This window comes from Pseudomonas syringae group sp. 247E2 (genome assembly GCF_032587795.1).
In the GTDB taxonomy this organism is placed as follows: domain Bacteria; phylum Pseudomonadota; class Gammaproteobacteria; order Pseudomonadales; family Pseudomonadaceae; genus Aquipseudomonas; species Aquipseudomonas amygdali.
Genome location: NZ_JAWHPK010000034.1, coordinates 1 through 12,456, shown reverse-complemented (window position 1 = coordinate 12,456; position 12,456 = coordinate 1). Strand labels below are relative to the sequence as shown.

The 12,456-nt window shown below is 59.6% G+C and carries 10 protein-coding genes; 6 read left to right on the top strand and 4 right to left on the bottom strand.

What is annotated here, in order from left to right; translation table 11 throughout:
* Nucleotides 1-29 precede the first annotated feature (29 nt).
* Nucleotides 30-194, top strand: a complete 165-nt coding sequence (locus tag RYC18_RS24200) for a DUF1328 domain-containing protein (protein ID WP_002555679.1) — start codon at nt 30-32, stop codon at nt 192-194.
* Nucleotides 195-196: 2 nt separating this feature from the next.
* The gene (locus tag RYC18_RS24195; protein WP_005744818.1) at nt 197-664 is read left to right on the top strand and encodes an inhibitor of vertebrate lysozyme family protein; all 468 of its coding nucleotides are present in this window, start codon (nt 197-199) and stop codon (nt 662-664) included.
* Between the two features lie 244 nt (nt 665-908).
* On the opposite strand, the gene RYC18_RS24190 is transcribed toward RYC18_RS24195, so the two are convergent.
* Together RYC18_RS24190 and ompR are read right to left on the bottom strand one after the other, a co-directional pair.
* Nucleotides 909-2,219 (bottom strand): ATP-binding protein, encoded by a 1,311-nt coding sequence (locus RYC18_RS24190; RefSeq protein ID WP_004655259.1) that lies wholly within the window; start codon nt 2,217-2,219, stop codon nt 909-911.
* A 163-nt stretch (nt 2,220-2,382) separates the two neighbouring features.
* Nucleotides 2,383-3,123 carry a two-component system response regulator OmpR gene (gene ompR, locus RYC18_RS24185; RefSeq protein ID WP_002555676.1) on the bottom strand — a complete coding sequence of 247 codons (741 nt, stop codon included), beginning with the start codon at nt 3,121-3,123 and terminating at the stop codon, nt 2,383-2,385.
* A 299-nt stretch (nt 3,124-3,422) separates the two neighbouring features.
* Between ompR and RYC18_RS24180 the strand changes: the two genes are divergently transcribed.
* From RYC18_RS24180 to gshA, 3 genes are all read left to right on the top strand, one after another.
* Nucleotides 3,423-5,744, top strand: a complete 2,322-nt coding sequence (locus tag RYC18_RS24180; RefSeq protein ID WP_004655263.1) for a Tex family protein — start codon at nt 3,423-3,425, stop codon at nt 5,742-5,744.
* Complete coding sequence (locus RYC18_RS24175; protein ID WP_005731649.1) at nt 5,744-6,127, top strand: PaaI family thioesterase; 384 nt, start codon at nt 5,744-5,746, stop codon at nt 6,125-6,127. The genes RYC18_RS24180 and RYC18_RS24175 overlap by 1 nt, the downstream gene beginning before the upstream one ends.
* Nucleotides 6,128-6,369: 242 nt before the next feature.
* Nucleotides 6,370-7,962 carry a glutamate--cysteine ligase gene (gshA, locus tag RYC18_RS24170; protein ID WP_005778521.1) on the top strand — a complete coding sequence of 531 codons (1,593 nt, stop codon included), beginning with the start codon at nt 6,370-6,372 and terminating at the stop codon, nt 7,960-7,962.
* Nucleotides 7,963-8,068: 106 nt separating this feature from the next.
* On the opposite strand, the gene argA is transcribed toward gshA, so the two are convergent.
* Both argA and argE read right to left on the bottom strand, forming a co-directional pair.
* Nucleotides 8,069-9,367, bottom strand: a complete 1,299-nt coding sequence (argA, locus tag RYC18_RS24165; protein ID WP_002555672.1) for an amino-acid N-acetyltransferase — start codon at nt 9,365-9,367, stop codon at nt 8,069-8,071.
* Between the two features lie 126 nt (nt 9,368-9,493).
* Entirely contained in the window at nt 9,494-10,642 is a 1,149-nt protein-coding gene (gene argE, locus RYC18_RS24160; RefSeq protein WP_005778520.1) for an acetylornithine deacetylase, read from the bottom strand.
* A gap of 163 nt (nt 10,643-10,805) precedes the next feature.
* Here argE and RYC18_RS24155 point away from each other — a divergent pair, with 163 nt between their 5' ends.
* The gene (locus RYC18_RS24155) at nt 10,806-12,173 is read left to right on the top strand and encodes an inorganic triphosphatase (protein ID WP_039847262.1); all 1,368 of its coding nucleotides are present in this window, start codon (nt 10,806-10,808) and stop codon (nt 12,171-12,173) included.
* Nucleotides 12,174-12,456 lie beyond the last annotated feature (283 nt).

Below are 12,456 nucleotides of genomic sequence, written 5' to 3'. Positions count from 1 at the left end.
TTAAAACGGCACCAAAAAGGAGTATCACTATGTTGAGTTGGGCAATCACGTTTCTGATCATCGCCATTGTCGCTGCAGTACTGGGCTTCGGTGGTATCGCGGGCACGGCTACCGGTATCGCCAAGATCCTGTTCGTCGTCTTCCTGGTGATGTTCGTTGTGTCGTTCTTCTTCGGTCGTCGCGGTCGAGGCTGATAATGCACACGTCATTTCGCACACTGGCCGCCGCCCTGTTGATGGGCGGCAGCGCCATGGTCATGGCAGCCAATGATGGACAGTCTCGGGTCAACGAACTTTTAAGCTCCGCTCCCGAGTACCGCACAACCTGGGCGAAGGTCGTCAAGAAGGAAGAGCGGTTGCCGGATTGGGTGATTAACCTGTCCGGGGCTTCCGAGCAGCAGATGACAGCGGCCACCGAAGACGGTGACAAGTATCTTGTCGGGCCGCTTTGCGAAACTGCCGATACGTGCAAAAGCAAACGCCTGATCGTGGCTTTCAGCCTCGACATGGAAGATGCTTACGCCATGTTGGTTGAAGTACCTGCGGGCTTGCCTGCAGATAAATCACCAACTCGTCACGCGACTTACCGCTACCTGGGTAAGCCTGACGAGGGCATGCAAAAGCTCTTGAATGAAGAGCTGCGCAAAGACCCGAACTGGTATTGATTCAGAAGAAGGTATCGGCTTCAGAAGCCGATACTTCTCTTGTTTGTGCGGCCTGAGGAAGGTGCGCGCATGACCAAGGGGCCGGGATGCGTTGATCGAATGGATCGGCGTGACCTAGGGGTACAGGGAGTACCTCCGCCAAGGGCCGGGTCAGGCAAGCTGCCGTGCAAGTCCTCAAGAATGCGTCGACCTGTCGAACATCCTCCATGACCCGCACGGCGCTTTATTACCTTTACGATTCTTTCTAGATAGCATCCCTCGGCAGCATCAGCCCTAAAGGCAGACGCACTCGCGCCTCCAGGCCACCTCCCGAACGATTTCTCAACTCGACGTTGCCGCCGTGCATGGCAGCGATGCGCTTGACGATAGCCAACCCCAGGCCGGTCCCCTTGCCACTGCGTGCGCGATCACCGCGAATGAAAGGGTTGAAGATGGTATCAAGCTCGGATGGATCGATACCTGCGCCTCTGTCCAGTACGCTCAACACTACGTACGGCGCATTTCTGTCACCGGATACATAAGCGGCCACTTCGATACCGTTACCGGCATGATGCCTGGCGTTGCCGATAAGGTTGGTCAGCAGGCGCTTCATCGATACGCGCCTCAGCGGGAAGGGCGGGATCGGTTCCAGACACAGACGGATGCTATCTTCATCGTTATTGAAGGGTGCAACCACGTCGCGCACCAGATGCCCCAGATCGACTTCTTCAATCTCTTCGTCACGCCCATCGCGAATGAACGCCAGGAACTGGTCAAGAATGGCATCCATGTCCTCGATATCCCGCACCATGCCTTCGGAGAACTCATTGTCGTTCATGAGCTCCAGAGACAGGCGCAGACGCGTCAGTGGTGTACGCAAGTCATGGGAGACGCCAGCCAGCATCAGTTCGCGCTCCTGCCCTGCCTGCTCGACGTCTTCGGCCATCTGATTGAAGGCCCGATAGACTTCGGTCATCTCACTGGGTGTGTCACTGACCGGCAAGCGTACGCTGCGCCCCTGCCCCAGCTGTCGAGCCGCAAAGACCAGACGCTTGAGCGGCTGATTCAATTGACGCACAAAAATCCAAGCCGACGCTGTGGAGAGCAACCCGATGGCCAGGAACCAGCCCAGCACACTCCAGATTTTCTGGCCGCGTAACGGGTGCGGATAAAGCGGTACTTTCAGCCAGCCATCCCCAAGGCTCGGTGCCCTGACCCAGAGCGCCGGCGGTGCGTGCACACGCAGACGCACTTCCGTATCGGCACCCAGCTCGGCCTGCATCTGCCGCTGGTAGATCTCACTGTACGGCCAGTGCTGCTCACCTTCCGGCACGCCACCGCCTACGACCCGAATCAGACCGGCCGCTTCGGCAATTGCTTCACGATCGTTTTCATCGGCAGCCCAATACGCGCGCAGCGTCAGCGCAACGCCGTGGCTGTACTGCCTGTCGACCAGCACGTCTTCGTTCATCAGCAGATAAACCAGCGTCAGGGCCTTGGAAAACAGCACGACGATGAGCACCAGCCAGAGCGTGCGAGAGAAAAAGCTTTGCGGAAACCAGAGCGGAGTCTTCATAACTGCAGCCATACACTTTGCAAGGCGAGCGAGGCTCGCAGGTTTGCCGAACGCGGGCCGGACCCGATGGACGAACGCAAAAAACCAGTACGCCGATAACCTTGAAAGAGATTATCGACGTAACTGGCGGGAACGACGGACTTCTGTGCTGACAACCGGCTTATCAGCGATTACCGGCACCATCCGGAACGAATACATAGCCTACGCCCCAGACGGTCTGGATATAGCGGGGCTTGGAAGGATCCGGCTCGATCAGGCGACGCAGACGGGAGATCTGTACGTCGATGGATCGCTCCAGCGCATCCCACTCCCGGCCGCGGGCCAGGTTCATCAGTTTGTCACGGGTCAGCGGCTCGCGAGCGTGCATGACCAGAGCCTTGAGTACCGCGAATTCACCCGTGGTCAGCATGTGCACCACGTCGCCACGCTTGAGTTCGCGGGTTGCCAGGGACAGCTCGTAGTCGCCGAAACTGACCGACTCGTCTTCACTGCCGGGCGCGCCGGGTACAGGCGCAGCCTGACGACGAAGAACAGCCTTGACCCGCGCCATCAACTCGTCCGGGTTGAACGGCTTGGCCAGGTAATCGTCAGCACCCAGTTCGAGCCCCTTGATGCGGCTCAGCTCATCGCCCTTGGCGGTCAGCATGATGATCGGCACCTGATTGTTCGCGGCCCGCAGACGACGGCAGGCTGAAAGGCCGTCTTCTCCGGGCAGCATCAAGTCCAGCACCACAAGGTTGAACACCTCGCGGGCCAATAGTCGGTCCATTTGCTCCACGTTTGCCACGGCCCGGGCCCGGTAGCCCTTGCTGGTGAAAAAACGTTCCAGGAGACTGCTCAGCCCCGGATCGTCATCGACAATAAGGATTTTTTCGCCTTCAGCATTTTGTGCGGTGCTGCTCATCGGATGCTCCTCTAATCTCGGGGCGCATTATGGCGTAGCTGCGGTGATGCGCACCTTGTGCATTGTTAGCAGATTTTACTGAAGGCGACACTTGTGCAGGCTTTTTCGCCGAAAAAAGACCACATTTGTCGGCCGATCCCCTAATCCGCCTTCGCCGGGTATAATGCGCCGCCCTCAAAGTCAGGCAACGCTGGCCTTGTGGCGGTTCGCCAGCGCTGAAAATAAATGCTGGCGGACGATATTCAGGCAAGGCAATTCGTACATAGCCCAGTTTTTTGCTCACAACTCCAGGTGGTTTTATGGACAGCATCAACAGCCGCATCGCCGAAGAACTCGGCGTACGCCCACAACAGGTCGCAGCGGCCGTAGCACTACTGGATGAAGGCTCGACCGTGCCCTTCATTTCCCGCTACCGCAAGGAAGTGACCGGCAGTCTTGATGACACGCAATTGCGCCATCTGGAAGAACGCCTGCGCTATCTGCGTGAGCTGGATGACCGGCGTGTCAGCATTCTTGCCAGCATTGAAGAGCAAGGCAAGCTGACCCCGGAGCTGGCTCGCGACATCAAGCTGGCCGACACCAAGACCCGCCTTGAAGATTTGTACCTGCCTTATAAGCAGAAACGTCGCACCAAGGGCCAGATCGCCCTTGAAGCCGGTCTGGGCGAGCTGGCTGACGGCCTGTTCAACGACCCGAGCCTCGCTCCTGAAACCGAAGCAGCCCGTTTTGTCGACGCCGAGAAAGGCGTGGCCGATGTCAAAGCTGCGCTGGAAGGCGCCAAGTACATCCTGATGGAGCGCTTCGCCGAAGACGCATCGTTGCTCGACAAGCTGCGCAGCTTCCTCAAACAGGAAGCAGTAATCAGCGCACGCGTGGTGCCGGGCAAGGAAGAGGAAGGTGCCAAGTTCCGCGATTATTTCGAACACGACGAGCCGCTCAAGAGCATGCCTTCGCACCGCGCACTGGCGATTTTCCGCGGCCGCAACGAAGGTTTTCTCAGCTCCGCACTGAAAGTCGGTGAAGAACTGCCGGGTGCCATGCACCCTTGCGAACTGATGATCGGTGAACGCTTCGGCATCCAGAACCAGAACCGCCCCGCAGACAAATGGCTGGCAGAGGTGGTGCGCTGGACCTGGAAGGTCAAGTTGTACAGCCACCTGGAAACCGACCTGCTGGGCGAGCTGCGCGACGGCGCGGAGACCGAAGCCATCAACGTTTTCGCCCACAACCTGCACGACCTGCTGCTCGCCGCCCCGGCTGGCCAGCGCGCCACACTGGGTCTGGACCCGGGCCTGCGCACCGGCTGCAAGGTCGCTGTGGTGGACGCAACCGGCAAGCTGCTCGACTACGCGACCGTTTACCCGCATGTGCCGAAGAACCAGTGGGATCAGACCATTGCTGTGCTGGCTGCCCTGTGTGCCAAGCACTCGGTCGACCTGATCGCTATCGGCAACGGCACCGCCAGCCGCGAAACCGACAAGCTGGCCGCCGACCTGATCAAAAAATACCCAGGTCTGAAAATGACCAAGGTCATGGTTTCCGAAGCCGGCGCATCGGTTTATTCCGCGTCGGAACTGGCCGCCAAGGAATTCCCGGACCTCGACGTATCGATCCGTGGCGCGGTCTCGATTGCCCGTCGCTTGCAGGACCCGCTCGCCGAGCTGGTAAAAATCGATCCGAAGTCCATCGGTGTCGGTCAGTATCAGCATGACGTCTCGCAGCTCAAACTGGCGCGCGGCCTGGACGCGGTGGTTGAAGACTGCGTGAACGCTGTGGGCGTGGACGTGAACACCGCTTCGGTGGCGTTGCTGGCGCGGATTTCCGGCCTTAACACCACACTGGCGCAGAACATCGTTGCGCATCGCGATGAAAACGGCGCGTTCAAGACGCGTGCAGCGCTGAAGAAAGTCAGCCGTCTGGGCGAAAAGACCTTTGAACAGGCCGCAGGCTTCCTGCGCGTGATGACCGGTGACAACCCGCTGGACTCTTCTGCCGTTCACCCGGAAGCCTATCCACTGGTGCAGCGTATTGCGGCAGAAACCGACCGCGATATTCGCTCGTTGATTGGCGATGCGAGCTTTCTCAAACGCCTGGACCCGAAGAAATTCACCGACGAGACCTTTGGTCTGCCGACCGTGACCGACATTCTGCAGGAACTCGAAAAACCGGGTCGCGACCCGCGTCCGGAGTTCAAGACGGCAGAGTTTCAGGACGGTGTCGAAGAACTCAAGGACCTGCAACCGGGCATGATTCTCGAAGGCGTGGTCACCAACGTCACCAATTTCGGTGCGTTCGTCGATATCGGCGTGCATCAGGACGGTCTGGTACACATCTCGGCATTGTCCGAGAAGTTCATCAAGGACCCGCGTGAGGCGGTCAAGGCCGGTGATGTGGTGAAAGTGAAGGTCATGGAAGTCGACATTCCGCGCAAACGCGTCGGCCTGTCGATGCGCATGAGCGACACGCCTGGCGAGAAGGTCGACGGCGCACGCGGTGCACGCCCAGGCTCCTCGCCTCGCCAGCAGAACAGCGCTCCACGCAAGGAAACCACGGCACCCGCGCCCATCAACAACGCAATGGCTTCGCTGTTTGCCAATGCCAAGCAGTTGAAGAAGCGCTGATGGATATTCCTGAAGATCTGACCCAAAGTGCCTACTTCAAGATGCTCGGCTGCGAACTGCGGCGTCTGGACGAGGGCGTGGCGGAGGTTGCGTTGCCGCTGGAGGCGCATCTGCGCAATCGCGGCAACGTGATGCACGGCGGGGCAATCTTCAGTCTGGTCGATATCGCCATGGGGCTGGCCTGCTCCAGCTCCCACGGTTTCGACCAGCGCAGTGTCACCATCGAGTGCAAGATCAACTATGTGCGCGGCGTCTCCGAGGGAGAAGTCCTGTGCATCGCCAAGGTGCTGCACGCGGGTCGCCGCACGCTGGTGGTCGAGGCTGAAGTCGTTCAGGGCGACAAACTCGTCGCCAAAGCCCAGGGCACATTCGCAGTCATCTAGACTGCAATAAAGGCTGATGAAAGCAATCACTGTGAACAGAACCTAGCCGTATCGACATCATTTAGGTTAATTTCGGCACCATTAGCGTGGTGCCGAGTCCATTTGGGTGGTACGACATAGAGCAGTGATTGTGAACAGGCGCTACAGACCAACCAGGCGACTACGCCAGTTCCTTTCTTCACCCTTGTAGACCGTCAAGTCCACCCCCATATCGGGGCGACCGATGCGTGAAGGATTACACCTTGAGCGAACTTTTAAACCGTCGTCTTGCATTGCTCGGCGAGCGCAACAACCTCTCTCTGCTGGAGCAGTGCCTGCACGGTATCGAGCGCGAGTGCCTGCGCGTTACCGCAACCGCAGAACTGGCACAGACGCCTCACCCGCAAGCTCTGGGTGCTGCACTGACCAACGGTCAGGTCACGACCGACTATTCCGAATCGCTGCTGGAGTTCATCACGCCTGCGCTGAAGAACCCGGCCGAGACCATCGATAGCCTGGACAAGATCCATCGCTTCGCCTACAGCAAGCTGGGCGACGAGTTGCTCTGGAGCCCGTCGATGCCATGTCCGCTGCCCGATGAAGAGCACATACCGATTGCCTATTACGGCACGTCGAACATCGGCAAGCTCAAATACGTGTACCGCAAGGGCCTGGCGCTGCGTTACGGCAAGACCATGCAGTGCATCGCTGGCATTCATTACAATTTCTCGTTGCCGGAAGACGCCTGGGCGCTGCTCAAGCAGACCGAAGACTTTGCTGGCGACGCGCGCGACTACCAATCGCATTCCTACATCGCGCTGATCCGCAACTTCCGCCGCTACAGCTGGCTGCTGATGTACCTGTTCGGTGCTTCACCAGCGCTGGATGCGGGCTTCCTGCGCGGCCGCAAACATCAGTTGGAACAACATTTCGACGCCGACACACTGTACCTGCCGTACGCCACCAGCCTGCGCATGAGCGATCTGGGCTATCAAAGCGACGCCCAGGCCGACCTGACCCCTTGCTACAACGACTTGGTCAGCTACACCGACAGCCTGCGCAAGGCCGTGGCCACGCCTTATAAGCCTTACGTCGATGTCGGCACTCATGACCAGAACGGCGAGTGGGTTCAGCTGAACACCAACGTGTTGCAGATCGAGAACGAGTACTACTCCAACATTCGCCCCAAGCGTGTGACCTATAGCGGCGAGCGCCCTATTCAGGCGCTTGTGGCCCGTGGTGTGCAGTACGTTGAAGTGCGCTGCCTGGACATCAACCCGTTCCTGCCTACCGGCATCAGCCTGGAGCAATCACGCTTCATCGATGCGTTCGTGCTGTACTGCGCGCTTGAGGAAAGCCAGCAACTGGCAAGCCATGAGTGTTCCAATGCAAGCTCGAACTTCCTGGCAGTGGTCAAGGAAGGTCGCCGTCCGGGCCTGAGCCTGCAGCGCAACAACAGCCCTGTTGATCTCAAGACCTGGGCAACCGAGCTGCTGGAAAAAATCACACCAATTGCCCGACTGCTGGATCAGGCCCAGGGCATCGATGAGCACATCAAGTCGATTGCCGTGCAACAGGCAAAGATCGACGATGCGTCGCTTACACCTTCCGCCCAGGTGCTGGCCAGCATGAAAGCGCATAACGAGGGCTTTACCGCTTTCTCTTTGCGCCAGAGTCAGGCACACGCCGAATACTTCCGCACTCACCCGCTGAGCGCTCGGGAACAGGCAGACTTCGAAGCCCAGGCCGAAACCTCGATCGAAGAACAGGCCGAGCTGGAAGCGACCGAGGAAGTGGTGGATTTCGACACATTCGTGGGGTCGTATCAGGCGAGCATTCTGTCGATCAGCAATTGATACGCGCAATTACTATGGGAGTGAGCAAGCTCACTCCCACAGGATACTTATCGTGCGACGCTCCGCGTCGCATGCCGTTCTGGATGCTCTGCGTCCACCCTCAGGCTTAAATCGCCTTTTCGAAGATCTTCGAATTACGCTGGTAGTTGTACAGCGACGCGCGGGCGCTTGGCAGGCGGTCGACGCTACTGGGCTCGAAGCCACGCTCACGGAACCAGTGCGCGGTACGGGTGGTAAGGACGAACAGGGTCTTGATACCCAGCGCTCTGGCGCGGTTTTCAATGCGCTCCAGCAACTCGTCCCCGCGCCCACCGTGGCGATATTCCGGATTGACGGCCAGACATGCCAGTTCGCCTGACTCCGAGTCCGCAATCGGGTACAGCGCCGCGCAGGCAATGATCAGCCCTTCCCGCTCGACCACGCTGAACTGAGTGATCTCGCGCTCCAGCACTTCGCGGGAACGACGTACCAGAATGCCCTGCTCTTCCAGCGGCGTGATCAGGTCCATCAAGCCGCCGACATCCTCAATGGCCGCTTCGCGCACCAGCTCGAACTGCTCCTGCGCAACCAGCGTACCGCCACCGTCGCGGGTGAACAGCTCGGTCAGCAGTGCGCCATTCTCGGCATAGCTGACGATATGGCTGCGCGCCACACCACCGCGGCAGGCCTCGGCCGCTGCATCGAGCAATTCAGCCTGATAGTTGGCACCCAGACGCTGCAAGTGCGCAGGTACCTGTTGCGGACGCAGCTCGCGCACCAGTCGGCCCTGCTCGTCCAGCAACCCGGTTTCGGCACCGAACAGCAGCAGTTTGTCGGCAGCCAGATCAATGGCCGCACGCGTGGCAACGTCTTCACAGGCCAGATTGAAAATCTCGCCGGTCGGTGAATAACCCAGCGGCGACAGCAGCACGATATGACGCTCATCCAGCAGGCGATTGATGCCCTTGCGGTCAACCCGACGCACTTCGCCGGTGTGCTGATAATCGACACCTTCAAGCACGCCGATAGGCCGTGCAGTCACCACATTGCCACTGGTCACCCGCAGCCGCGAGCCCTGCATCGGTGAAGCAGCCATGTCCATCGACAGGCGCGCCTCGATCGAGATGCGCAGCTGACCCACAGCATCGATCACGCACTCCAGCGTCTCGGTATCGGTGATGCGCATGTCGCGATGGTAACGCGGCGTAATGCCGCGCTGGGCCAGGCGGCTTTCGATCTGTGGACGCGAGCCGTGCACCAGCACCAGACGCACGCCCAGGCTGTGCAGCAGCACCAGGTCATGGACGATATTGCCGAAGTTAGGGTGCGCAACGCCGTCGCCGGGCAGCATGACGACGAAGGTGCAATCACGGTGAGCATTGATGTACGGAGACGCGTGGCGAAGCCAGTTGACGTATTCGGGCATGACAACAAGAGCCTGTAGAGAAAATGGACGAAGAGAAAAAGCACGCACAACGGTGTGGTGGTTATCGTCGGAACAGGCTTGGCAACACGCGCAATCTCCTTTTATTCAACGTTGGTAGTACCGGGCTCACTGGGGAGTCAGGCAGTAATGTTCGATCAATTGACGTAACAGACGCACTGTAGGGTCCAGACGTGACATTTCGAGGTATTCCCCCGGCTGATGCGCACAGGCGATATCGCCCGGGCCGAGCACCAGCGTTTCACAGCCAAGGCGCTGAAGATAAGGCGCTTCGGTGCCGAATGCTACTGCTGCAGCCGTATGACCGGTCAGTCGTTCAGCAACGCGCACAAGTTCAGCGTCAGCAGCCTGTTCGAAGGGCGCACACTCGGGGAACAGCGGAGCATAGTCGATCTTTACCTGGTGCAGCTCGGCCAGCGGCTCAAGCTTGTGGCGAATGGCTGCCCGCAGCACCTCAGGGTCCATGCCCGGCAATGGGCGCAGGTCAAATTCCAGCGAGCACTGGCCACAAATCCGGTTCGGGTTGTCGCCACCATGAATGCAGCCCAGATTCAGGGTCGGGTGCGGCACAGTGAACTGCGGGTTGCGGTATTGCGCCTGCCATTGCGCACGCAGGCCCTTGAGTTCGCTGATCGCGTCGTGCATGGCCTCCAGCGCGCTGTGACCAAGGCTGGGGTCTGAAGAATGGCCGCTGCGCCCGAGGATGTGGATGCGTTCCATCATTACGCCTTTGTGCAGGCGAATCGGCTTGAGCCCGGTCGGCTCTCCGATAACTGCTGCGCGGCCCAGCGGACGTCCGGCCTCTGCCAGTGCGCGAGCCCCGGCCATCGAGCTTTCTTCATCGCAGGTAGCGAGGATCAGCAGCGGCTGTTTGAAGGGTTGACCAATAAGCCCACGCACCGCCTCGATGATCAGCGCAAAGAAGCCCTTCATGTCGCAGCTGCCCAGCCCGACCCAGCGGCCATCGACTTCGGTGAGCTTCAACGGGTCGGTTTTCCATAGCGCCTCGTCGAAAGGTACGGTGTCGCTGTGGCCCGCCAGCACCAGGCCGCCCGGGCCTGTGCCATAAGTTGCCAGCAGATTGAACTTGCCGGGGGAAACCTGCTGGATGTCGCAGGCAAAACCCAGCTCCCCGAGCCATCCGGCGAGCAGATCAATGACAGGCCGGTTGGTCTGGTCCAGAGAAGGCTGCGTGCAGCTCACCGATGGCGCAGCGATCAAGGCGGCGAACTGGTCTTTCATGGACGGCAACGGCATGGGCGCTTCCTGTAATCAAGACGAAACACGGTCCATCATAGGGCCATAGCAACCCAGGAATAAACCGTTTCGGGCCATGTCCTGTACACTGACGGCCTTAGCAGCCGTTCAGTCATGGGCTGCGCTCCCGTTTATCAGTATCAGCGTTTGGATTCCCCCGGCCATGCAAAAAGAAACAGAAATCAAACTCCGCGTCAGCCGCGAGACCCTCGCTGCACTGCGCGAACACCCGTTGCTCAAGAAGCGCAACAAGAGTGGCTGGGAGCGCCTTGAACTGTCGAACCAGTATTTCGATACCCCAGAGGGCGAGCTGGCACAGGCTAAAGTCGCCCTGCGCATCCGTCGCGATGGCGATCAGATCATCCAGACCATGAAGACGCGCGGGCAAAGTGTTGCCGGCCTGTCCGAGCGCAATGAATACAACTGGGACCTGAGCAAAGCCAAGCTCGACCTGAAAAAGCTCGAAGGCGATTGCTGGCCCGAGCAACTGGCCGGGCTGGACAAGAAAACCATCAAGCCGTTGTTCACCACCGATTTCATCCGTGAAAAGGCCGAAATTGCCTGGGGTCGTGGCAAGGCCAAAGTGGTGATTGAAGCCGCGCTGGACCTGGGCCAGGTGGTTGCAGGCAAGCAAAAGGAAGAAATCTGCGAGCTGGAGCTTGAGCTGCGCGAAGGCGAACCTGCCGCGCTGCTGGAACTGGCCGCCGAGCTGGCTGCAACGCTGCCGTTGATGCCGTGCGATATCAGCAAGGCAGAGCGCGGTTATCGCCTGCTTGATGCCAGCAGCTACTCGCTGAGCCTGCCAGCACCCGCACTGAATGCAGAAACTCCGCTGGACGACGCTTATTCCGCGCTGGCCTGGCATCTGCTGGGCAGCAGCCAGCGTCTGGCCGAGCAATACCGTTTCAACGGTCACTGGCGTCTGTTGCAGGACTGGGTCGAGATGCTCGCCGAGTTGCGTGCCCTGACCAGCAGCCTTGGCCAGGCCGCCCCACGGGCCTCGACCGCGCAACTGCGTACCTCGCTGGACGCCTTGCTGGAAGACTGGCGCCCGCTGGTTCAGGCCGGGCAGGAAGATGCGGATGTACGCGGTGCCGCCCACGAGCAGTTTCTGGAAGAGTTGCAGGACACCCGCTGGGGCGAGTTCTCGCTGAACACTTCCCGTTGGTTGCTGGCGCGCAGCTGGACCACAGAGCGCAACACCCGTGGCAATCGTCAGGGCGCTGCGCTGTTGAGCAGCTGGCTGCCACGCCTGCTGGGTGAAGAAGCTACGTCGCTGCAGCTAAGCCGCTATCAGCAGCAACCGGAAGACCTGGCTGAACAACTACCGCGCATCGAGCGCATTCAGGCCTGGCTGCACTGGGCACGCGGCGCACTGGACCTGCCGGAGCTGGACCGCCTGTACGGCGAACTACGCAAGCTGGAAGAGCTGGCCAATCTGGACATCAGCGATGAAGTCCTTGATGCACGCGTGCAACAGGCAATCACCGTATTCCAGAGCCGCGCGTGGAAAACCCTGTTGCGTTTGTAACGGCTGGATTTCGTGGCGTTGATTATCGTCCCCACGCTCCGCGTCCGATCTTGAACATGTGGTGCGGCGCAAATTTGTGACGCAGAGCGTCACGAACTGCATGCCAACGCGGAGCATTGGCACGATAGTCATCTTGATGCGTAGGTTAACTATCGTTCCCACACTCCGCGTGGAGACGCCGTTCTGGACGCTCCGCGTCCGATCTTGAGTATTCGGTGCGGCGCAAACTTGTGACGCAGAGCGTCACGAACTGCATGCCAACGCGGAGCATTGGCACGATAGT

Excerpts from the sequence above, each read along its gene's own strand:
- RYC18_RS24175 (WP_005731649.1), top strand. The coding sequence starts at position 5,744 with ATGGATATTCCTGAAGATCTGACCCAAAGTGCCTACTTCAAGATGCTC.
- RYC18_RS24155 (WP_039847262.1), top strand. The coding sequence starts at position 10,806 with ATGCAAAAAGAAACAGAAATCAAACTCCGCGTCAGCCGCGAGACCCTC.
- argA (WP_002555672.1), bottom strand. The coding sequence starts at position 9,367 with ATGCCCGAATACGTCAACTGGCTTCGCCACGCGTCTCCGTACATCAAT.
- RYC18_RS24200 (WP_002555679.1), top strand. The coding sequence starts at position 30 with ATGTTGAGTTGGGCAATCACGTTTCTGATCATCGCCATTGTCGCTGCA.
- RYC18_RS24190 (WP_004655259.1), bottom strand. The coding sequence starts at position 2,219 with ATGAAGACTCCGCTCTGGTTTCCGCAAAGCTTTTTCTCTCGCACGCTC.
- ompR (WP_002555676.1), bottom strand. The coding sequence starts at position 3,123 with ATGAGCAGCACCGCACAAAATGCTGAAGGCGAAAAAATCCTTATTGTC.
- RYC18_RS24195 (WP_005744818.1), top strand. The coding sequence starts at position 197 with ATGCACACGTCATTTCGCACACTGGCCGCCGCCCTGTTGATGGGCGGC.
- argE (WP_005778520.1), bottom strand. The coding sequence starts at position 10,642 with ATGCCGTTGCCGTCCATGAAAGACCAGTTCGCCGCCTTGATCGCTGCG.
- RYC18_RS24180 (WP_004655263.1), top strand. The coding sequence starts at position 3,423 with ATGGACAGCATCAACAGCCGCATCGCCGAAGAACTCGGCGTACGCCCA.